This is a genomic window from Bacillus sp. AF62, from assembly GCF_050312695.1.
Classification (GTDB): Bacteria; Bacillota; Bacilli; order Bacillales; family Bacillaceae_G; genus Bacillus_A; species Bacillus_A cereus.
In genome coordinates, this window is the sequence record NZ_JBNPJZ010000045.1 from 14,747 (window position 1) to 37,568 (window position 22,822).

The following is a 22,822-nucleotide window of genomic DNA, read 5'->3' on the forward strand; positions in this document are numbered from 1 at the left end:
GTTTAATTGTATATCCTTGGACGAGTTACAACGTAGTGGGATATAGGTAATGAAAAAGAGATTGTAATTTGGTTTCAACCAAACTACAATCTCTTTTTTGTTTCAATTACTTCCACCAAATCCAAGTCCAAAGGTAATTTCGTACATTTCGAGGAGTAATGCGAATGAAGCGTTCACCGTCAAAGAAGCAATTTAAATTTGGAAGTGTTTCATCTGGATTTTCTGGAACAAAAGTGACGATGTTTTCGTTACTTGTAACGGTTACTGTAATTGGTGGGTCGGTAGGCGAGACTTGAAGTTGTAACGAAATATTGGCCGTATTTTTAAATTCATTATTAACAGGTGGACTTATTACTTGTACTGTGAATAATACGATAATTGTTTCGTTTGGTTCCAAATTAGTGGCAACTAGGAAACCGATATTCGGATTCGCTAGTGGAGAGCGTTCACCGTTAATAAAGACAGTGCCGTTTATAAATTGTAAACCTGCTGGAATGGTATCTTGTAAAGAAATATTTGAGAGTGAAATTTTGGAAGTATTTGTAATGCGTACCGTGTAATCAAAATATTGATTTAAATAAGCTGAGCTGACGGAAGCATTTTTCGTGACTGTTACAGTTATAAATTGAATTGGTATACGAACGATATTTGAATTAACAATGAAAGTAATAATTGGATCCTGTGGTGTCAATTGAAAGGCAGCGGTAACTGTTGCAGAATTTATAATTGTACTGTTTGAAGGAATAGAAGTTACGAGAACTTGAAATGTTATAGTTGCTACTGAATCTGCAGGTAAAGAGCCGATATTAATACCAGTGTCTGGACGAACATTTGGAACGGGAGTACCGTTAATTGTTACGCTGTTTTCTATAAATGTTGTACCAGCTGGAATTGTGTCTATAACAGAAGTACTGATTGTCGGAATTGGGGAGTGATTAAATACCGCTAATGTGAATGTAATGATATCTCCTATAACGACAATAGATTTGTCAGCTGTTTTTTCAATGTCAACCATCGGATCAACGACTGTCGTTGTAACTGTATTTGTTTGCTTTGTAACTGTATTTGTTTGCTTTGTAACTGTATTTATTTGCTTTGTAATCGTGATAGGTGATTGGATTGGACCGACAATAGGCGTATAGGAAATAGTAGCATCGTTATTGATTGTAGATTGAAGAGTAGAAGAAGAAATTGTCACTTGGAATGTAATAATAACAGATTCATTTGGAGCAAGATTTCCTAACGTAATACCATTTTCCGGATTCGCATTAGGTTGATTGATTCCATTAATCGTAACACTACCAATAACAAATGTCGTATCTGCTGGTGCTGTGTCTACTAAAAGAAGGTCTTCGATAATGATATTACCATTATTAGTAATCGTGATGGTATACGTTAAAGTTTGACCGGGTAAGGCACTTGTGAAATCAACAGCTTTTATCGCAATGACATTATCATTTTGGACAGTAGTTGTGACGGTGTTTGTTGTAGTCGTATTTGTAACAGGTACGTTATTTGGGTTGACTATATAGTTAAAAGTAGTAATTGCGTTGTTGTTTAGTTCATTTGGTGTTGGAATAGAAGTCACAGTTACTTGGAATGAAACGATAGCGTCTCCACCTACAATTATAGTACCAATTGGTATGCCGCTTACTGGATTCACTCCTGGAAGAGTTTCTCCGTTTACAATGACGCTATTTTCTATAAACGTAGTACCTTGAGGAATAATATCTTGAATGATTACATCATTTACTGCAACATTACCGGTTTGATTTAGTGTAATCGTATACGTTAACGTATCACCAACCGTTGCAAATGCAAGGTCAACAGCTTTATTACTATTCAAATTTGCGTGATTAATTTCTGTTGCGGCAGCTGATGAAATAATAGTTTCGGTAATAGGTGGTCGATCTGGTACCGTGTATTCATATTCAATTGTACTCGTGTTAGTGATTGGATTTGTTTGTGGAATCGAAGTAACCCGTACTTGGAATAGAATGGTTGCTGTCGTATTAGGTGGAATGGTATCAATTTGTATACCGTTAAGAGGGTTGTCATTTGGCCGAGCGTTGCCGTTCACGATAACACTATTCTCTATAAAGCTCGTATTTGCCGGGATAATATCTGTAACAATAATGTTTTCGACTTGTATATTTCCGTTATTTATGATGGAAATTGTATAAGGGATGATAGTTTGTAAGTCAGCATATTGGATAGGTGTTGTTTTTGTCGCAATTACATTAGCGGAAATAACTTCAGTGAAGGTAATATTGCTAGTCGATATTTGTTCTTCCACGTTTATTGTATAACGAGAAGTTGATTGATTTTGAACATGACCGCTAGCAGGAAGAGCTACGACGGTAACAGAAAATGTGACTGGGATAGAAATGTTAGGAGCAATCGTTCCCACAAGTATACCTACACTTGGGTTGGCGTTAAGCTGAGGAATGTTATTTACTAAAACGCTACCGCCAATAAAGGTTGTTCCATCAGGTATATTGTCTGTAAATACAACAGCAGTGGCATCCGTATTCCCTGTATTCGTTAAAGTTGTTGTATAAGTTAAAATGTCACCAATCGTTACAGAGGTTAAATCAACAGTTTTAAGTGAAACGATATCAGCATCATTAATTTGAACGAAAGTAGTATTGGAAGTAGTAGATTTTTGAATTGGTGCAAAGTCAGGATTGAAAATAAAGTCGTAGGCGATGTTTGCAGTATTAGGTGTTGGATTTACAGTAGGTAAATTCGTAACGGAAACTTGGAATGTTATTGTAGCCATTTGACCTGCTGCGACATTAGGAATGGAAAAGCCGATATTCGGATCTGCTGCAGGAAGTACAGTATTATTAACTATTACACTTCCTGGAATAAATACTGTTCCATCTGCTATAGTATCTGTAAAAAAGATGGAGTTAGTTGTAGCCGATCCATTATTTTGAATGAATACTGTATATTCAATGGTTTCATCAATAGTAGCTAATACAGTATTAGCAGATTTTGTAGCAATAAGAATAGCATCAATAAATTGTATGTTTGTAGCATTGGAAGAGGTCGTTTCTGAAATTGGTGGTGTGCTTGGGTCTGGTCGATACTCATAGTGAATGACGGCGATATTATTAATGTTATTTTGTGGCGGTATAGAAACTACGCTTACTTGGAACGTAACAATAATCGTATTATTTGGAAGAATTATATCAAGATTGATACCGGTAATTGGATTTTCGTTAGGTCTTGGTACGCCATCTACAAGAATGCTATTTGGAACGAATGTGGTGCCAGAAGCAATTGCGTCAAGTAGGAGAGTATTTGTAATAGGTATTGTACCGGCGTTTGTAACTGCGACTGTATATGTGATGATTTGACCGATACGTGTAATGGATCTGTTAGCGGATTTAATTGCACTAACATTTGCCGTTCGCACTTCAGTATTTACTGCATTTGATAACGATCTACGCTGAATAATTGGAGAACTAGGGTCAATTTGGTATTCGTACGAAGTGTCTGAAATATTAATGACTGTATTGCCCTCTGGTATATTTGTAAGTTGTACTTGGAATGAAATAGTGACTGTTTCATTTGGTTGTATCGTGCCGAGAGTTACTCCGTTTTCAGGATTCACGCCAGGTTGAATTACATTATTTATTGCTAAGCTATCTTCAATGAATATAGTACCTTCTGGAATGTTATCAATGAACACGATATTGTTAGCCGGAACGGTTCCTATATTTTGAAGTGTATTTGTGTAGGTAATCATTTGCCCGATTGATACGAAATTTACATCCGCACTTTTAACAGAAATAATATTTGCATTTTGAAGTGATGTTGTAACAATGTTAGAATTTGCAGAGCGATTTACTGGTGGGGCTGTAGGAATACTTACATATTGGTAAGTTGCTGAAGATTGATTTACAATTTCAGTTTCATTCGGTGGATTATTTGTTTGCACTTGAAATAGTATCGTTTTGGAACTGTTTGCTGGAATTGTTCCAATTGGTATTCCGTTTTCAGGATTTACACCTGGCTGAAGGACACCGTTAATTGTGACACTATCGGGAACGAATGTAGTCCCAGTTGGAATAGAATCTGTGAAATCAATATTTATTGCGTCAACATTACCGATATTTTTCACTTCAGAAATATAAAGTATAGTTCCACCGATATCTACAGTTGTTGGATTGGATGTTTTTGTAATTGTCAATTGTGCTTGCACGAAATTTGTAATGACGATATTACTAGTAGATGTTTCACTAATAGGCGGTTGCCCTGGGTCTGGTTGGATTGTATATGTTGTATTGGATTGATTTGTAATCGATTCTTGCGAGAATGAATCGTTAATAAGAATTTGGAACGAAATAAGATGAGTAGCGTTTGCTACTAGGGTAGGCAAAGTAACACCTACATTTGGATTGGCACCAAGTATAGTTGTTCCATTAAGTGTAAAACTATTTTCTACGAATGTAGTATTTTGGGGAATAGTATCTGAAAATATGAGATTAGTAGCTGGAATATTTCCGGTATTTTCTAGTGTTATTGTGTAAGTCAAAATATCACCTGTTGTTGCTTGCTGTGCATTGACTGCTTTTAAAGAAAGGATAGTCGCATCCGAAATTTGTGTGAAAGCAGGATTAGACGTAATTGTTCGAGAGATGATAGGAGCAGTTGGATCGGCGATAAAAGTGTAGTCAATACGGGCTGTATTAGAAATTGGGTTCACGCTTGGAATAGATTGAACGATAACCTGGAATGTTACAGTGACGATTTCTGACGGTGTGATGGAGTTTAATGGTATTCCTACGTTAGGATCAGCATCTGGAACGGAAACGCTATTAATAGTTACGCTATTCGGAATAAAGGCAGTTCCTTCGGGGACCAAATCTGTTAAAGTAACTGTATTTGCAGTAGTATTTCCGTTATTTTGAACGACTACTGTGTAAGTGATTGTACCGTCAGTAGATTGTACGAGAGAATCTGTACTTTTAATTACGGATAACGATGCATCAACAACAGCTGTATTAACCGTATTAGTCGAGGATGTTGCTGTAACAGGAGGTTGACTTGGATCGACAATATACGTGTAACTTGTAAGTGCTTGATTTATAATTGCTCCTTGTGGTGGAATAGAACTTGCAAGAAATTGGAATGTAATAGTAGCGGAATCACCTGGTGCGATAATACCAACGGGAATACCGAGAGTTGGACTTGCATCTGGAAGTGAAATCCCGTTGAGCGTAACACTATTTGGAACAAATAATGCTCCTTCAGGAACTCCGTTAATGAGTAAAACAGAGTTTGCAGGGAAGTTTCCAGTATTCGTTAATGTTGCTGTATACGTAATTACATCCCTGATAGACACAATTGAACGATTTGCTTGTAAAACAGTTGTAACAGTCGCGTTATTAATTTGTGTTGAAGCGCTATTAGAATTTATCGTGCCTGTAACAGGAGGAGAGGCCGGATCAACGATGAATGTGTATTGAATAGATGCTACGTTTGTAATCGGATTTGAAGGTGGAGTTGATGTAACTATGACTTGGAAAGTAACGGTTAAGGAACTATCCGAGCTAATTGTTCCGATATTCACTCCGTTATTTGGATTTGCACCTGGAATTGTACTCCCATTTACAGCAAAACTATTTTCAACAAAGGTTGTTCCTGCTGGAACTGGGTCTGAGAAATTTACATTCGTAGCGTTTGTATTGCCGCTATTTTGAATCAAAACTGTATAAGTGATCGTATCTCCAATATTTGCAAAGGCTGTATTAGCAGTTTTTACAGCTGAAAGTATTGCTGTATTAATAGAAGTAACGAAGACATTCGTTTCCACATTGCCAGGTTGAGCCAGTAATGCATTGCCTACGTTATATTGGAAGTTAACAAATCCTAAGTTTTGGAGTTCAGGTGTGAACGTTGTTGGATTACTTACGATTTGTACTTGGAATATGATTGTAACAGTTTGATTTGGATTGATTGTATTTATGCCAACACCGTTAATAACCGAAGCGGATGGTAATGGAGTGCCATCAACAATAACTGATCCTGCAACAAATTGTGTCCACGATGGTAAAGGGTCTGAGAATATAGCGTTGTTAGCAGGAATATTGCCTGTGTTCGTAATAGTCGTTGCATACGTAATCGTATCGCCAATCGTTGCAAAAGTTTTATCTCCTATTTTAATAGTATTTAAAATAGCACTTTCAATTTTTGTTGTAACGTTGTTAGAAATAATATTTTTTGAAACTGGAGGATTAGCTGGATTAACGATATGTTGAAAGCTAACGCTAGCTTGATTAGTAATTGGATTTATAGGCGGAATTTCATTGGCGATAATGTTAAATGCTACGATGACAGATTCGTTTGGCGCGATATCACCGATTGGAACGCCTGTAATGATATCTGCATTTGGGATGCTAGTTCCGTTCAGTGTAAAGCTATTCGGTTCAAAGGAAGTTCCGTCTGGAATAAGGTCGGTAAAAATAACATTCGTTGCACTCACATTTCCGCTATTTGTAATTGTAACGGTGTAGGTAATATCCTGCCCGATATCTACCGTAGATACATTTGAATTTTTTTGTGCAGTAAGGATAGCGCTATTAATTTGTGTTGTCGTTGTATTAGATTGATTGGAAGTTGTAATAAGTGGCTGGCTAGGATCAACGACATAATGATATGTGGTAGAAGCAGAGTTAGAAATGGGATTAAGTGTTGGAAGTGTAATAACAGTTGCTTGGAATGTAACGATTGCCGTATTACCACCATTAATGGAACCAATATTTACACCAGTTGATAAATCGGCGTTTGGAATGGTTTGCCCATTAGCTGTGAAACTATTTGGAACGAAACTTAAATTGCTATCAAGAATATCGATAATAGTTACATCAGTTGCGGTCACATTTCCGGTATTAGGAAGGTTAAGTGTAAATGTTATTGTATTACCAACATCCGCAAAAGTAAGGTTTGCTGTTTTGGTACTAATAATAGTTGCGTTGTTTATTTGAAGGAGTGTAGTGTTGGAAGTAGTTGCACTTGAAACGGGAGGATTAACAGGATCAACAGTAAATTCATACGTCGTTGATGCTGTATTTGGTGCTGGGTTATTAGGGGGAATATTGTTTACTGTAACTTGAAAGACGATACTATATATTTCATTTGGTGGAAGTGTTGCAAGTAATACACCTGTATTTGGATCCGCGTTAGGTTGTAAAACGCCATCGACAGTTAATGTGTTAGGAACAAATGTGAGTCCACTTGGTAATGTATCTGTGAATACAATATTAGTTGCATCGGTATTGCCTACATTGGTAATAGAAGTAGTATAAAAAGCAGTTTGCCCGATATCTGCAAAGGATACACTTTCATTTTTCGTCATAGACAATATTGCTTCGTTAATTTGGGTTGAAACAGGATTACTAATTGAAGTTTCTGCATCAGGTGGTGAGACTAATTGATACGATGTTGATGAGAAATTTACAATTGGGTTTTGGTTTGGTAATGATGTTACAGTAACTTGGAACGAAACTGTTACTGTAGTCCCGGCTGTTATTGTCCCAATATTCACACCGTTCGATGGATCCGCCCCACTTTGAGGAACTCCATTAATAGAAAATGTGTTTGCAATAAATGTAGTGACGCTTGGCACTGTATCTGTAAATATAACATTTTGTGCAGATGAGTTTCCATTGTTTGTTAAAACGACAGTATAAGTGAGTGTGTCTCCAATACGACTAAAGGATTTATCGACTTGTTTTAATGAAAGAATGTTAGCTGTATTAATCGTAGTAAACACTGTGTTTGAAGTAACGTTTCTTGAAACAATCGGTGCATTTGGATCAGCGATAAATGTGTAAGAAGCAGTAGCGGAATTGGCTACAGGATTTTGGTTTGGTGTAGAAGTAGCAGTAACTTGGAATGCGATAGATATTGAGTTGTTAGGAGCAATTGATCCGATTGTTATACCTGTATTAGGATCGAGTCCGATGTGTGTACTGCCATTGATTGTGACACTATTCGGAATGAAAGTTGTGCCGTCTGGAATAAGATCAGTGAAAGTAATATTAGTTGCATTTGTATTGCCATTATTCGTTAAAATGGTTGTATAGGTAATAGTATCACCTAGTGTAACAATTGTTTGATCGACCGATTTTACCATCGTTATCATAGCATCTAGTACCGGGTTTGTAACGATATTCGTGGAAGTAGAAGTTGTAATAGGAGTTCCGTTTGGATCGACAGTATAAGAATATAAAATTGTGTCATTACCCATAATTGAACTTGAAGGGGGAACAGAAAGAACATTTGCTTGGAAAGTAACGGTTACTGTTTTACCAGGAGCGATATTTGGTATAGTTACTCCAAGTGCTGGTTGCGCACCAGATTGCTGAACCCCATTTATTTTGACTGAGTTTGGTATAAAGGTAGTGTTAGCTGGAATTGCGCTCGTGAACGTTATATTCGTTGCAGTCGTATTTCCTGTATTTGTAATAGTTGTTGTATACGTAATCGTATCTCCAACAGAAATGATAGATTTATCAACGCTTTTTTTGGTCGTTAATATTGCACTATTAATTGTTGTCGAAACAGCATTAGATACGTTCGTTTGTGTTACGGCAGGTTGGCTAGGATCAACTACATGTGCAAATTGTACAGAACTAAAATTAGAAATTGGATTTATACTTGGAATGTTTGTAACAAGTACGTTGAGAGTAATCACGGCTGTTCCATTTGGGTTTATATTTCCAATCTGAATCCCGTTAGATGGATTTCCGATTTGCTGTGTACCAGAATCGTTTGTAAGAGTGCCAGATATGAATGTCGTCCCATCAGGTAAAGTATCCGTGAAAATTATATTTTGTGAAGTGACATTTCCAGGGTTACTTAATGTAATTGTATAAGAAATTGTATCACCAATCGTTGCGAAAGTTTTATCTACAGATTTGATTGCCACAATTTCCCCAGAATTTATTTGTGTCGAAACAGAATTAGATGTCGTATTTCGTGAAACAAGTGGTAAATTAGGTCCTGTCATAAATTTATAATCAATAGAAGCGCCGTTTACAACCGGTGAGTTTGGTCCGCCTGGTCCAATTGTGAAAATTGGATTTGGAATGCTAACTACTTGCACACGGAAGGTAACATTTATAAAATCTCCTGCAATAATATCCCCAATTGGTATCCCGTTCGCTGGATTTACTCCAGGTAATAAAACTCCGCCTACTCGAACGCTATCTTCTATAAATACTGCGTTATTTGGAATCGGATCTGTAAAAATGATATTCGTAGCAGTTGTGTTTCCTACATTTTCTAATAAAACTGTATACGTTAAAAATGAATTTCCAGGTGCTATGTCAGAAAATAGCCGATCCACACTTTTCGTTGCTTGAATAATCGCTTCGTTAATTTGAACTAAAGTTGGATTACTTGTAGCTGTTTCTGTCACCGGCGGCTGGGTAGGATCAACAATGATCGAGTATGTCGTGCTAGACTGGTTCAAAGTTGGATTTGTAACTGGTATTGAGCCAACGATAGCTTGAAAGCTAATTGTTGTCGTTCCTCCAACTGGAATTGAGTCTAAAGAAATCCCGCTATCTGGTCTAAATCCAAGTTGTGGGATGGTATTAATTTGTATGCTATCAGGAACGAATGAAAGTTCAGGTGGTAATATATCGATAAAAACAGGTGTGTTTGCGGTAGTATTTCCGCTATTGATGAGGGTAGTTGTATACGTAATTGTATCTCCAACAGCAGCAAAAGCACTGCTTGCAGTTTTTGTTGCGATAACAGAAGCAGTATTTACTTGTGTAAAGGTTTTATTAGATTGAACTGTTCGTGAAACTGGCGGTTCATTTATATCTACAATAAAGCTATATTGAAGCGATGATTTATTCGGGATTGGATTAGGATTTGGAAGTGTTGTAATGTTTACTTGAAAACTGAGTGTAGCAGATGCATTTGAATTCAAGTTACCAATATTGATACCGTTTTGTGGATTTGCATTCGGAACGGTTACACCATTTATCTTAAAGCTATTTGGGATAAAGGTAGTACCGTTTGGAATTGTATCAGTAAAAATAATGTTGTTCGCAGTAGTATTTCCGTTGTTTGTAACAGCTGAAGTGAATGTAATTGTATCACCAATTGTAGCGAAAGTTGTACTAGCGCTTTTATTTATTACTAAAGTAGCGTCAATAATTGGTGTAACTGTTGTATTTGTTACGGTGCTACCAACAGCAGGAGATTGGTTTGGATTCACGGTATATTCATAATTTACAAGAGCATTATTTGTTAATGTGCTACTAGGTGGTATCGCTAAAATTTGTGCTTGAAAAGTAATGAATACAGTATCTCCTGGCGAAATATCTGCCAAGTGAACACCAAGTGATGGATCTAATCCTGGTTGTGGAACATTATTGATCGTTACGGAGTTTTGGATAAATGAAGCTCCTGCGCCAAGCCCATCTGTTAAAACAGTTGCACTAGCAGGGATATTACCTGTATTTGTTACTGCAATCGTATAAGTAACAATATCACCAATTGCAGCTGTCGGTGTATTCACAGACTTAGTAGCGACAATAGTAGCGTTATTAATTTGAGTTGTTATTACGTTACTTAACGTATTGGCGGATGCTGGAGGTAAGTTAGGATCTACGACATACTGGTACGTTGTATTACTTTGGTTTGGGATTGGATTTGGATTCGGGATAGAATTTACTTGTACTTGGAATGAGATGATTGTATTTGCATTCGGATTTATTGGGTCGATTGCAATTCCGCTTGCTGGATTGACATTAGGCAGTGTATTCCCATTTACAGTAACACTATTAGGAATAAACGATGTCCCGTTTGGAATTACATCTGTAAATATTACATTTGATGCAAGTGTGTTCCCATTATTCGTTAAAGTAGTCGTGTACGTAATAATATCATTTACGTTAGCAAACTGTTTATCTGCAGATTTAGTAGCGGCAATTGAGGCGTTATTAATAGTTGTCTGTACAGTGTTAGAAGCAACCATCTGCATCACAGCAGGTTTGGATGGATCATACGTATATTGGAATGTTGTGCCTGATTGATTTGTAATTGGGTTTACAGCAGGGATAGTTGGTACAAAAACTTGAAATGCAACGGTGCGTGATGAATTCGCTCCTATCGTACCAATTGAAATGCCGGTGGCAGGATTTGCGTTAGCTACAGGGACATTATTAATCGTTACAGTATTAGGAATGAAGAGGGTACCCGCTGGAATGATATCTGTAAACGTTACATTAGCAGCAGGGATATTCCCGTTATTTGTTAAAATAGTTGCATATAGTATGACATCACCAACATCAGCGAAGTTTGTGCTTGTGAGTTTTGTAGCAACGATATTAGCAGTATTAATTTGTGTAGTTACTATATTGCTAGCAGCGTTTCTAACGAGAGCAGGTAAGTTTGGATCAGCGATAAAGCTATATTGAAGTGAAGCGCTGTTTTGAATTGGGTTTGGTGAAGGTAGCCCATTTGCACTTATTTGAAAAACAATCGTTGTAAAACCACCTGAAGGAATGGAGCCGACTTGAAGACCGGTACTAGGGTCTGCACCTTGTTGTAAAGTACCACCTATAAAAATACTATTTGGTACGATAGTGGAGCCATTAGGGATTATATCGGTAACAATAACATTATTTGCTGTAGTATTGCCAAGATTAGCTAAAGAAATTGTATATGTGATTGGTTGCCCGACGTCGGTGATAGTTAAATCTACTTCTTTGACAATAACAACATTTGCTAAATTAATTTGTGTACTTACAGTGTTACTTACAGATGTTTCTATAGTTGGTGGATCGCCCGGATTTAGAATAAAGCTATACTGTGTACTAGATGAATTTAATGTTGGATTTTGTGTTGGTAAAGAGGTGACGGTTACTTGATAAGAGACGGTAAGTGAACCGTTAGCAGCAATGGAAGGTAGTGGAACACCTATATTTGGATCTGCGTTATTTTGAAGTACACCATTAATAAGAAAAGTGTTTGGAATAAAGGTAGTACCGTCTGGATTCGTATCTACGAAAGTAGGGCTATCAGCAGAAACACTTCCTGCATTCGTCAAAGTAACAGTATAAGTTAATGTATCCCCTACGGTAGCGAACGCTCGATCCACTGTTTTGGCTGAAATGACATTTGCATCGTTTACTTGAGTAAATGTAGTAGTTGAAGTAGTGTTCTTACTTACAGGTAAAGCGTTTGGATCAACGATAAAGTTATAGGAGATGGAAGCGCTATTTGAAATAGGATTTGGATTTGGAATGCTAGTTATTACTACTTGGAATGAAGCTGTAATTGTAGTATTAGCATTGATGCTACCAATATTGATGCTAGCTGGTGTAACGCCTGGCTGAGTAACACTGTTAACTATAACGCTGTTTGGGATAAAGGCGGTTCCGTTCGCAATTGAATCAGATAGTAATATATTGTTCGCTGCAACATTTCCATCGTTAGTAAGAGCAAAGGTGTAAGTTAATACATCGCCAACTTCCGCAAACGTTTTATCTACAGATTTATTAACATGGAGATTTGCTAGTCTAATTGTTGATGTAACAGAATTAGAATTTGCTGTTTTTGAAGTCGGTGGCAAACTTGGATTTACAGTGTAAATATAAGAGGCGAAAGCGTTATTAATAATAGGGTTTTGGGCAGTAATGTTAATGACTGTTACTTGAAAGGATAAGGTAAAAGTAGCTCCACCAGGAATTGTGCCGATAGGTAAAGCAACGAGAGAATCTACATTCTGCAAAACTCCGTTTAGTGTTACAGTACCAAGAGTCAATATCGTACCGTTTGGAAGTGGATCTGTTAGTTGAACGTTATTAGCGGCTGCATTTCCACTGTTTGTAATAAGGATTGTATAACTTATCGTTTCGCCAATTGTGGCAAATTGTTTGTTAGTTGATTTTGTTAATGTTACATTCGCATTGTTAATTTGAGTGGAAACGAGATTAGAAGAAATGTTTTTTGTAACGGGAGATTGGCTAGGGTTGACGGTATATTGATAAGAAGCGCTTGATCCGTTAGATACGACATTTGACGCGGGTATTGTATTTACTACTACTTGAAATGCAATATTTTTTATTGTGCCGCTTGGGATGGATCCAATGTTCACGCCGGTAGCAGGGTTTGCGCCCACTTGTGTCGTGCCATCTATTGTTAAACTGTTTAGAACGAAAGTTGTTCCAGTAGGGATGACATCTGTAAAAATAACATTGTTCGCATTTGTATTACCTGTACCTGTAAAGGAAACGGTGTACGTTAGTGTATCACCAATATCTGCGAAATTTTTATCTACTGCTTTTGCCATTGTTACAGTCGCGTTATTCACTTGAGTAGATACGATATTGGTCGTATCAGTCCCACTTACTGCAGGTTGATTTGGTACAGGAATGTATTGATATGTTGTTGTTCCACTATTTAATATTGGGTTTGTTTGAGGGATAGAAGGAACGAGCACTTGGAATGAAATAGTAGTAGTGGAATTTGCGGCAATTGAACCAATTGTTATACCATTAGCGGGATTTACGCCAGCTTGAGTAACTCCGTTCACAGTTACACTCCCTGGAATGAAAGTAGTCCCGCTAGGAATCGGATCCGTATATATCACATTCGTTGCAGCGATATTTCCTATATTAGCTAAGGCAATACTGTAAGTTAATGTTTCACCAATATCGGTAAAAAGTTTGTTAACTGATTTTGTTCCATTAATATCTGCAAGGTTAATTTGTGTTCCAGCAGAGTTACTTGTTGCAAGACCATTAAAAGTTGTTCCTCCGGCGATTGGTGTATATTGAAATGTAATATTAGCAGTGTTAGAGATAGGGTTTTGACTTGGAAGAGAAACGACAGTAGCTTGGAAAGTTACTATACGAGAAGCACCATTATTAATTGTTCCAAGAGATATACCAGCCGCAGGATTTGCATTTGTTTGTGGTACGTTATCTACTGTTACAGTGCCGGGTATAAAAGAAGTACCATTAGGGAGACTATCTATAAAAATAGCGTTATTGGCAGGAAGAAGCCCGGTGTTAGGGATAGTAACTGTATAAGTGAGAATATCTCCAATTGCAGCAACACTTTTATTTACGCTTTTCGTTGCTTGTATATTAGGGGAGTTTATATTAATTTGTAAGCCGACTGTATTTAACATATATGCATCTCCGTTAGTAGTTAAACGGATTGCAGCGGATACTTGTGAGTTTGTTAAATAAGGAGAAATATCAATAGAAGTAATATCCCAGCCCTGTCTTCCTGCGGAAATGTTTGTACTTGTAGAAGCACTTTGATTTCGCGTTCCAAATGTCCCAGTTGTATCTAAGTTTCCTGCAGCATTATTAACTTGAGAACCAAAGAAATTATTTATAGCATTGTTTGGTCCAGATAAAGCATTTAATGAACTGAAATTTGGTCCAAATAAAGCTTGATCCCCGGTTAAATCTGCATCTCCTTCGGTAGAACTTAAAAATAATCTCCCGCTTACTGGTCCTCCTGAAGGTGTTAAAAATCCAGAAACAGATACATCGGCACTACCAGTTTCTGCAGAAACACGGTTACCAGCTACATAAATGGTTAAGTTTCTTGCTGGCAATGTCCCGTTTTGATAAGCGACGATAAGCGTCCATCCAGCCGAATTAATTGTTCCATTAGAAGCATCTATAGGATCTACAAGTCCAGGAACCGCTCCTGTAGTATAGGAACCAGCACCTCCCCCTTGAATAAGAGTTGTTACGTCTGCTGAACGAGTGTAAAAGCCAAATGTAATAGAGTTTGAAACGAAAGTTTGATTTGAAGCCGTAACAGCTGAAGGAGTAATCGAGTATGTTGAAATAGGTGTTGTAAAAGAAACTGGGTTTCCTAATACACTCGTAATGTTTTGATCACGAGATAAATAGTTTCCACCCCAAACGAGTTCTGCGTAAAGAATAGTACTACCAGCAGGGATATTTAAAATAGCGGTAGAACTATTTTGTGTATAGTTTAACGTTGTACCAGCAGGAAAAGTAGTTACTTGTAAAGCAGTATTCGTAGTTGCGAATGCACCAATTGCCCCGATTGTACCAGCACGGTTTTGATTACTAATTTTACTTAAGCCTAAAGTATTTCCTGTAATAGCGAGTGCGCCGTTAGTGGTGGTAGAAAATCGATTCGTAATGGGCATGTTGTCACCTCATTTACAATATAGTCTTGGTCAAAATAACATATGTGTGTGACAAATAAATGGAAACATGTACAAGTTGATTTCGTAATAATGATTTAAATGTCTAGATAAGGGGATGGAGTATGAGTGAATTAGAAATTAGGTTGGAGCGTCTTAGGGAAGAACAAATAGGCGATATTGTACCATTATCTTCTTATATTGGTTGGGATTATAACAGGGAAGAAGTTGAAACAATTTTTAACTCAGGTATTGTATACGGCGTATGGAATGAGAGAAAGGAACTTATTGCTAGCGCAGCAATAATATTATATGGGGAGGCGTTGGCATCTATCGGAATGGTAATTGTACATCCAGATTATAAGGGAAGAGGAATTGGAAAGATGATAACAGATTCATGTATTAAGAGTGTACTAGCTCATACTCCCATTATGTTGATTGCTACGGATGAGGGAAAGCCTTTATACGAAAAGTTAGGATTCAGGGAAGTAAGCTATGTTTCTAAATATATATGTAACTCGTACAATGCGAATAATCATTGTATAGAAAATGAAGATTATATGATGAATTATGAAGAGTGTGATTTAGAAAAAATAATAAAAATAGATGAAAATGCGTTTGGAACAAATCGAAAGGTGTTTTTAAAGAAAAGGATTATGCAAAGTGAACAATGCAATGTTGTGAAAGATAAGGAACAAAATGTACTAGGATATGGTTTGAGTATACAAACGCCAGAAAATAAAATAATAGGACCAGTCGTTGCTAAAAATAATGCGATGGCAATGAGAATAGTACATGATTTAGCAAGAGGGCATAATGGAAAATTAAGAATGGATGTACCAGAAGGAAAGAACGATTTTATGAAAGAATTAGAGATTGCTGGTTTTAAAAAGGTGAATACACCACCAATTATGATGAAAAATAGTAATCGGTTATTAAAAAGAAATGGTGAACTATATAGTATTGCAGCGCAAATTTTTGGATAAAAAAAGAATCCTTTTAAATGAAGGATTCTTTTTTTATCCCGCTATTTGCCGGGCAGTAAGACTCCCACCCAAAAAATTCAGCGGAAGCAAAGAAGTTAGGTGGGGGATCAACAAACCACCACTGATTAAAGTTTCACTTTATCCAATTTAATCACGATATTGGTCATGAGTTGGCTGAAAGAGGTCTTCCTCGATATCTCTCACCATAGAAAAATTATCAACGTTATAATGACCGTGTAAAGTTTTATTGTGATGACCAATAATTTGTTCTGCAGACAATACGTTAGAATCAGTTGTTGAATGCCCGTTTTTAATTAATGTAACGTCAAATCCTTGTACAGTTGCTGTCCTAACGGCAGTGTCGATACAATGTTCTGTTTTACATCCGCCTATAACAATATGATTAATGTTTTCTTCTTTTAAAAGTTCAAGTAAAGAAGTGCCGTAGAATGAATTGGTTGCTGCTTTATTAATAAGGATTGCAGATTGGGGTACTTGAATTTGATTATGTACTTCAAATCCTTCGCCACTACCAGAAGCAACATCGATATCTCTTACGAAAACAATAAGAGCATTTGAATCTATTGCTTTCTGCAGTGCTATATTTAGTGTAGATAATAGCTCGGTTTTACGAAAAACTGCATTTTCTTGCTCATTTCCATCAATTAATTCTTGTTGAGCGTCGATAATTAATAGTGCTTGTTTCATCGTGTCTCCCCTTTAATATGAAATAAGTTCCACTTTACATATTTCTTCAGATTGTTAGAAAATCCTCCATTGTAAGCGAAGTAGAAGATTGATTTACAAAGTTGTCAAAGAAATTTCATTCTCATAGTGTGTAAAAACATGTATGATAGGAGATGGAGAATTTTTGAGTAGGTGGGAATAACATGCAAACAGTAGAAGATTATCTTTCATTCTTACATACGAAAGGATTTAAATTATCAGAGGAAGCGCAAGGGTTTATTATGTTCGGACAAGGATATACTGGTGCGTCTGATGGGATTGTGAACGCAGCAATAGAAGCGACAATTAAACATCAATTGCAGTTTGATGGTAGTTATTTCGTTGCGTTATTAGAACGATTGAAAGAAGAAGAAATTACAGATAAAAAAAGCGCTAAGGCTTTTATGCGGAAGTTACAAGCGTAACTTCACGCAGCCTGCGCTTCTTTTTTTGTTTTGGAAGGTAATTCAACAAAAATCATGCCTAGGAAAATACATAGACATCCGATAATAGCAGAAATAGAAAGTTGTTCATTTGCAACGAGAACGCCTGTTAAGGCAGCAAAAACGGGCTCCATTGCGAAAATAATTGCTACTCTCGTTGGAGAAGTGTGTTTTTGTGCCGAGGTTTGAATGAAAAAAGCAATAGATGTTGCAAACAGGGCAGTTAGAAAGAGTGCGAATAAAAAGGATTGATTCGTCCATAGTGATACTGAAAATAACTTTTCCCAATCTTCAAACAAGAAAGCGCAAATAGAAGAAAATATACCAACAGCTAATACTTGAGATGTGCTTAATAATAAAGGTGATATTTTTTTAGAAAAGAAGCCGTTAATAAGAATATGGGCAGCGAAAGCGACTGCACAACCGAGAACAAGTATATCTCCTATATTTAATTGGAAAGAATCAGCAGCTGTTAATAAGTACAAACCTGTTGTAGCTACAGCAATACCAAGTACGATGAAAATGGTAGCTTTTTGTTTTAAAAAGATAAATGATAAGATTGGGACCATAACAATGCTTAGCCCAGTTAAGAAACCTGCTTTTGAAGATGTTGTATAGAGTAAGCCAAATGTTTGCAATAAATAACCGACAAATAAGAAAAAACCAACGATTATCCCTGCCGTGCTACTATGTTTTATATCTTGTTTTGAAGTTTTTTGTGAGAAAATAATTTGAACGAATAATAAAATAATTCCAGCGAATAAAAAGCGAATACCATTAAACGTAAATGGACCAACGAAAGACATAGCGTTTTGAACGACAACAAACGTAGCTCCCCAAATAAAAGAGACAAATAATAAAGCAAGAGGAGCAATCCACTCTTTTTTCACACTCATACCCCCGTTAATTTTGTAAGATAGCTTTTCTAGCTAATTCATCAGCTACTTTATTTTGACTACTTGGAATCCACTTAATAAAAAAGAGATCGAAGTTTTTTATGTACTGCAGCGCTTCATCTAAAAGAGGTGCAAATATTTTATTTTTTGCGTATTCCTTTTCAACAGCCCGTTCGACAAGCTGGGAATCTGTACGAAAAGAGACAGTGCTATAATTATGCTCGATGCAATATTTTAATGCTAGAAGTAAAGCGCGGTATTCTGCTTCATGATTGGACATTGTTCCAAGTGGTAATGATAATTGTACAGGTGGCTGAACGCCTTTAATAAACACTCCTGCACCAGAAGGACCAGGATTTCCTTTTGATGCACCATCAATATATACTTCAATCAAAATGAGAAACCTCCAAATTATAAGATTATCCCCTACTTAAATGCTTTTTGAAGTAGGGGATAGAGTAGTTATCCGATTGTGATGCTATAACGACATGTAAATGTTTCATTCGCTTGTAAAGATTGAATTCCCTTTTTGTCCTTGAAATCTTTTGCTGGATTTATTTCATCAGCGATTCCATACCAAGGTTCAATACATAAGAAAGGTGCGTTATCCCCTGGTGTCCATACGCCGACAAATGGGAAGCCATCAAATTCTACTTTTACAAATTTATTATGTTTATGAGAACGAATCGAAATTTCATTCGTATTCATATTTTCAAAAATAAGCGCATCATTTTTGAATAAATCATATGTAAGTGGCAATTCAGTTGTATTTTCAGCGATTAATTGCTTTTTGTTTGAAAGATAAGGTCCTTCTAATACGCTTGTTTCTAAGCGTTCCGAACCATTAAACGATAAATGATAATCTGTAAATGATTCACCGTCCAATAAAGGGAAGTTGAAGCCAGGATGTGCTCCGATTGAGAAGAACATCTCTTTTGAAGTAGGATTGTTTACTTCATATGTTATATGAACGCTTTGTCCATTTAGCTCATAAGAAACGAGTAATTCGAATTCGTATGGGTATTTTTTTAATGTTTCTTCATTACTAGTAACGATATAAGTGATTTTTGTTTCGCTTTGTTCTTTCACAGAGAAAGTAAGATCACGAGCGAAACCGTGTTGTGTTAATGAATATGGTTTACCGTCTACGTAGTATGTATTATCTACTAATCGGCCGACAATTGGGAACAAAATTGGTGCACGGCGTCCCCAATAAGTAGAATCACCTTGCCATAAATATTCTGTGTTGTCTTCTTTTAAGCGAACGCTCTGTAATTCTGCACCTTTGTCAGAAATGGAAACGATCACTTTTTCATTTTGAATTGTTGCTGTCATGAAGTGAAACCTCCTAAATCTTTCATATGTTTCATTATACGTTGTCTAAAAGGAAAAAGGTAGTTTATGATAGGAATCTATTGACGAAAGAGGGGCTACCACGTAAAATATAATCTTGTTGCTTAAAAAACGAATAACGTGGTTCGAAACCATCCCACGTAAAAAAACTAAGGAGATTTTGTCATGAATATTAGAACTTTAGTCGGTAATGGTATTTTAGCGGCATTATATATTGCTGTTTCTATGCTTATTCAGCCATTTGGCTTTACGAATGTACAATTTCGTATTTCAGAGATGTTTAATCATCTCGTTGTATTTAACAAGAAAGCAATTTACGGAATTGTATTAGGTGTATTTTTAACGAATCTCTTTTTCTCACCTATGATCGCTTACGATTTAGTATTTGGAGTAGGGCAATCTATTCTTGCGTTAGTTGCAACGATTATTTCTATGCGATTTATTAAAGGTGTTTGGGCTCGTATGATTTTTAATACAGTTATCTTTACAATTACAATGTTTATGATTGCAATTGAACTTCATCTTGCATTGGGTTTACCATTTATGTTGTCTTGGTTAACTTGTGCAATTGGTGAATTTGTTGTCATGGCGATTGGTATGCCTGTAATGTACTGGATTAATAAGCGAGTACAATTTGAAAGATTTATGTAATAGATGAAAGAGCTATTCCTATAGGGATAGCTCTTTTTGTATGTAATCATATTGAATATAATGCTGTGACTCTAGATAAAATATAATAAAATAAAGTGAGGCTTCAATTAGCCGGATATATATAAGAAGTCTTACATAAGGGGAATGTAGTATGAAATATAAAATTCATTGGTTGTATAAAACGAAGCGTGGATTGCAGACGGAATTAACAACAGAGTATATGAACATAGAAGAAGTACTTCAATTTGCAGAGGATTTTGAGAAAACAGGAAGAGCTAAGGAACTTTTATTTTACGATGAAATGGACGCAGAATGGTCATTAAAAGAGATGAAAAAGTTAAGTAAGCAAGTAGAGGAAGAGCCCCAAGAAATACTAGTTTATTTTGATGGGGGGTATGATGTGCAAACGAAAGAAGCTGGCGTTGGTATATGTGTGTATTATAAAAAAGGAAATACAAACTACCGCATTCGCCGCAATGCATATATAGAAGGTATATATGATAATAATGAAGCGGAATATGCATCATTATTATACGGTATGAATATACTCGAGGAACTAGGGATTAAGTATGAAGCAGTTACACTTCGCGGAGACTCACAAGTGGTACTGCAGCAATTAGCCGGAGAATGGCCTTGTTATGATGAGCATTTAAACCATTATTTAGATCAAATTGAACAAAAGGCGAAGCAAATGAAATTAAAACTTGTATGTGAACCGATATCTAGAAAACAAAATAAAGAAGCACATCAATTAGCAACGCAAGCATTAGAAGGGACAGTCATTGATAGTCATAAAGAAATAACCGAATAGAGAGGTGCAAAGGTGGATAAAAAGCAACTCATTACAGAGGTAAATGACTTATTAGAAACATATTGTGAAGGATGTTTCTTGCGAGAACATAATCGAAAGACAAATAGTAAATATTATGCTCATTCATTTTGTATAAGACAATGTACAGTTGGAGAAACATTGAAAAAGTATGGAGAACAGTTGTCATAAAAAAACATCCAGAGAAAATTCTCTGGATGTTTTTTAGTGCTTTGCTTCGTTTAATTGCTGCTCGCATTTGCTTAGTTTCTTTTCCTCGTTCATTAAAAATGGTTCATCTAAATCTACTGCAACAGATTTCATAATTTCAAGCTGTGAGCGAGCTGCTTCTACTGCAGTAGTAGCATGCTCTAATGTATCTGGATCCATTGAAATTGTTGCTGATCCTACCATTTTTTGTGCTGTTTCTACACGGAATTTTACTTCTTCAAAATCATTTACTTCTGATCCCATTGTTACTGCCTCCTTTGTATATTGCGCATTTCACATAGTTTTTGCTCTGTAAAACGGAAATATACAAAGGAATAATAAAGGAGGTTACCAAGTAAGGTAACCTCCTGTTATATGTTGGATTAAAGTTTTACTACGTTAGCAGCTTGAGGTCCGCGGTTACCTTCAGTAATGTCGAAAGATACTTCTTGACCTTCTTCTAAAGCTTTGTAGCCGTCTCCTTGAATAGCAGAGAAATGTACGAATACATCGTCAGCGCCTTCCATTTCGATAAATCCAAAACCTTTTTCGTTGTTAAACCATTTTACTTTTCCTTGCATGTTATAATTCCTCCTAAAAGCGTTTACTATTTTCATTTAGTGAAATTCATTTAAAAAATAATATAAACTAAAAATGCTATATTCTTGAATATTCTGCTAAATGATTAATTTAAATATACACGAATTGGGAGAATTTAGTCAAGTAAGCGATTTTATTTTTTGTATTTTTAAATAATTTTTCAGTCAAATTTTTAAATAGGTATAGGACAGGCCGAGTATGTAATATTCTTAATTGAATGCTATACATAATGAGGTGAAAGAATGAATAAGTCTTATTTATTAGATAATGAAGGAATAAGAACGAGAACCGACATACCGGATTGGGTTGCAAAAGAATTTGAGATTTTTTCAAGTGTCGTGTTAGAACCAACTTTTCCATGTTATTTCGGTTTAACAGCTTTGAAAAAGAATGAACTTCGTTATTCATTTCTTTCTCATAATGATTGGAGTCATTTGCCGCATACAATGTTATCTTTTTTAGAGTTAATGAAAGAGAGGCCGATTGTAAGAAGGGGCTTTTTCCTTTTTATAGAACCGGAATGTGAAGAACAATCACTCGAATATTACCGCGATTATTTTTGGAAAGTGCTACAGTATTTGCATGAAAACGATGATCAAGCATGGCCAAAGCAAATTCCTGAAGAGCCAGACCATTATTTATGGGAATTTTCATTTGGTGGTGAGCCAATATTCGCATTTGGAAATGCGCCAGCTTATAAACAACGAAAAACTAGACATTTAGGGAATGCTCTCGTTATTGGGTTTCAGCCACGCACTATTTTTGATGGATTAGAGGGAGATCGTCCTAAAGGAGCATATTCAAGACAAATGGTCCGTGAGCGAGTTGAAAAGTGGGATCAATTGCCGAAACATCCTAACATTAGTCATTATGGTGACCCAGAGCATCGTGAATGGAAACAATATTTCATAGGAGACGATGTAGAACCAATAAAAGGGAAATGCCCGTTTCTTCATAAGATAAAAAAGTAA

13 protein-coding genes and 1 riboswitch are annotated in these 22,822 nt (G+C 36.3%); of the genes, 6 read left to right on the forward strand and 7 right to left on the reverse strand.

Features of this window, described 5'->3' with window-relative positions; genetic code table 11:
- Positions 1 to 106: 106 nt before the first annotated feature.
- The gene (locus ACQRBL_RS07735; protein WP_411996288.1) at positions 107 to 15,181 is read right to left on the reverse strand and encodes a DUF7507 domain-containing protein; all 15,075 of its coding nucleotides are present in this window, start codon (positions 15,179 to 15,181) and stop codon (positions 107 to 109) included.
- A gap of 122 nt (positions 15,182 to 15,303) precedes the next feature.
- Between ACQRBL_RS07735 and ACQRBL_RS07740 the strand changes: the two genes are divergently transcribed.
- The gene (locus tag ACQRBL_RS07740) at positions 15,304 to 16,164 is read left to right on the forward strand and encodes a GNAT family N-acetyltransferase (RefSeq protein ID WP_071730814.1); all 861 of its coding nucleotides are present in this window, start codon (positions 15,304 to 15,306) and stop codon (positions 16,162 to 16,164) included.
- Positions 16,165 to 16,311: 147 nt separating this feature from the next.
- Here ACQRBL_RS07740 and ACQRBL_RS07745 read toward each other — a convergent pair whose 3' ends face one another.
- Positions 16,312 to 16,872, reverse strand: coding sequence for a cysteine hydrolase family protein (locus ACQRBL_RS07745; protein WP_000806310.1), 561 nt, complete (start codon positions 16,870 to 16,872; stop codon positions 16,312 to 16,314).
- 182 nt (positions 16,873 to 17,054) lie between these two features.
- On the opposite strand from ACQRBL_RS07745, the gene ACQRBL_RS07750 reads away from it, so the two are divergent.
- Entirely contained in the window at positions 17,055 to 17,315 is a 261-nt protein-coding gene (locus ACQRBL_RS07750; RefSeq protein WP_001195212.1) for a DUF6123 family protein, read from the forward strand.
- Between the two features lie 2 nt (positions 17,316 to 17,317).
- Here ACQRBL_RS07750 and ACQRBL_RS07755 read toward each other — a convergent pair whose 3' ends face one another.
- The 3 genes from ACQRBL_RS07755 to ACQRBL_RS07765 form a co-directional block, all read right to left on the reverse strand.
- On the reverse strand, positions 17,318 to 18,223 hold the full coding sequence (locus tag ACQRBL_RS07755; protein ID WP_000712599.1) for a DMT family transporter: 906 nt from the start codon (positions 18,221 to 18,223) through the stop codon (positions 17,318 to 17,320).
- 13 nt (positions 18,224 to 18,236) lie between these two features.
- The gene (locus ACQRBL_RS07760; protein ID WP_000573877.1) at positions 18,237 to 18,623 is read right to left on the reverse strand and encodes a reverse transcriptase-like protein; all 387 of its coding nucleotides are present in this window, start codon (positions 18,621 to 18,623) and stop codon (positions 18,237 to 18,239) included.
- A 68-nt stretch (positions 18,624 to 18,691) separates the two neighbouring features.
- On the reverse strand, positions 18,692 to 19,564 hold the full coding sequence (locus ACQRBL_RS07765; RefSeq protein ID WP_023521584.1) for an aldose 1-epimerase family protein: 873 nt from the start codon (positions 19,562 to 19,564) through the stop codon (positions 18,692 to 18,694).
- 132 nt (positions 19,565 to 19,696) lie between these two features.
- Positions 19,697 to 19,741: riboswitch (PreQ1 riboswitch) on the forward strand.
- 6 nt (positions 19,742 to 19,747) lie between these two features.
- Between ACQRBL_RS07765 and ACQRBL_RS07770 the strand changes: the two genes are divergently transcribed.
- The 3 genes from ACQRBL_RS07770 (at position 19,748) to ACQRBL_RS07780 (ending at position 21,233) form a co-directional block, all read left to right on the forward strand.
- Positions 19,748 to 20,233: a QueT transporter family protein gene (locus tag ACQRBL_RS07770; RefSeq protein WP_001026474.1), complete on the forward strand. Its 486-nt coding sequence runs from the start codon at positions 19,748 to 19,750 to the stop codon at positions 20,231 to 20,233.
- Between the two features lie 151 nt (positions 20,234 to 20,384).
- The gene (locus ACQRBL_RS07775) at positions 20,385 to 21,044 is read left to right on the forward strand and encodes a ribonuclease H family protein (protein WP_000875548.1); all 660 of its coding nucleotides are present in this window, start codon (positions 20,385 to 20,387) and stop codon (positions 21,042 to 21,044) included.
- A 12-nt stretch (positions 21,045 to 21,056) separates the two neighbouring features.
- A complete protein-coding gene (locus ACQRBL_RS07780) occupies positions 21,057 to 21,233 on the forward strand; it encodes a zinc-finger domain-containing protein (protein ID WP_000358801.1) in 177 nt (58 codons plus the stop codon).
- 33 nt (positions 21,234 to 21,266) lie between these two features.
- On the opposite strand, the gene ACQRBL_RS07785 is transcribed toward ACQRBL_RS07780, so the two are convergent.
- Together ACQRBL_RS07785 and cspB are read right to left on the reverse strand one after the other, a co-directional pair.
- Complete coding sequence (locus ACQRBL_RS07785) at positions 21,267 to 21,515, reverse strand: DUF2564 family protein (protein WP_000534400.1); 249 nt, start codon at positions 21,513 to 21,515, stop codon at positions 21,267 to 21,269.
- A 119-nt stretch (positions 21,516 to 21,634) separates the two neighbouring features.
- A complete protein-coding gene (cspB, locus tag ACQRBL_RS07790) occupies positions 21,635 to 21,832 on the reverse strand; it encodes a cold shock-like protein CspB (protein ID WP_001161731.1) in 198 nt (65 codons plus the stop codon).
- A gap of 261 nt (positions 21,833 to 22,093) precedes the next feature.
- Between cspB and ACQRBL_RS07795 the strand changes: the two genes are divergently transcribed.
- On the forward strand, positions 22,094 to 22,822 hold the full coding sequence (locus tag ACQRBL_RS07795; RefSeq protein WP_063546956.1) for a YqcI/YcgG family protein: 729 nt from the start codon (positions 22,094 to 22,096) through the stop codon (positions 22,820 to 22,822).

Bases quoted from the DNA above. Each gene is read 5' to 3' on its own strand.
- ACQRBL_RS07735 (WP_411996288.1), bottom strand. From the start codon at position 15,181: ATGCCCATTACGAATCGATTTTCTACCACCACTAACGGCGCACTCGCT.
- ACQRBL_RS07740 (WP_071730814.1), top strand. From the start codon at position 15,304: ATGAGTGAATTAGAAATTAGGTTGGAGCGTCTTAGGGAAGAACAAATA.
- ACQRBL_RS07745 (WP_000806310.1), bottom strand. From the start codon at position 16,872: ATGAAACAAGCACTATTAATTATCGACGCTCAACAAGAATTAATTGAT.
- ACQRBL_RS07750 (WP_001195212.1), top strand. From the start codon at position 17,055: ATGCAAACAGTAGAAGATTATCTTTCATTCTTACATACGAAAGGATTT.
- ACQRBL_RS07765 (WP_023521584.1), bottom strand. From the start codon at position 19,564: ATGACAGCAACAATTCAAAATGAAAAAGTGATCGTTTCCATTTCTGAC.
- ACQRBL_RS07770 (WP_001026474.1), top strand. From the start codon at position 19,748: ATGAATATTAGAACTTTAGTCGGTAATGGTATTTTAGCGGCATTATAT.
- ACQRBL_RS07775 (WP_000875548.1), top strand. From the start codon at position 20,385: ATGAAATATAAAATTCATTGGTTGTATAAAACGAAGCGTGGATTGCAG.
- ACQRBL_RS07785 (WP_000534400.1), bottom strand. From the start codon at position 21,515: ATGGGATCAGAAGTAAATGATTTTGAAGAAGTAAAATTCCGTGTAGAA.
- cspB (WP_001161731.1), bottom strand. From the start codon at position 21,832: ATGCAAGGAAAAGTAAAATGGTTTAACAACGAAAAAGGTTTTGGATTT.
- ACQRBL_RS07795 (WP_063546956.1), top strand. From the start codon at position 22,094: ATGAATAAGTCTTATTTATTAGATAATGAAGGAATAAGAACGAGAACC.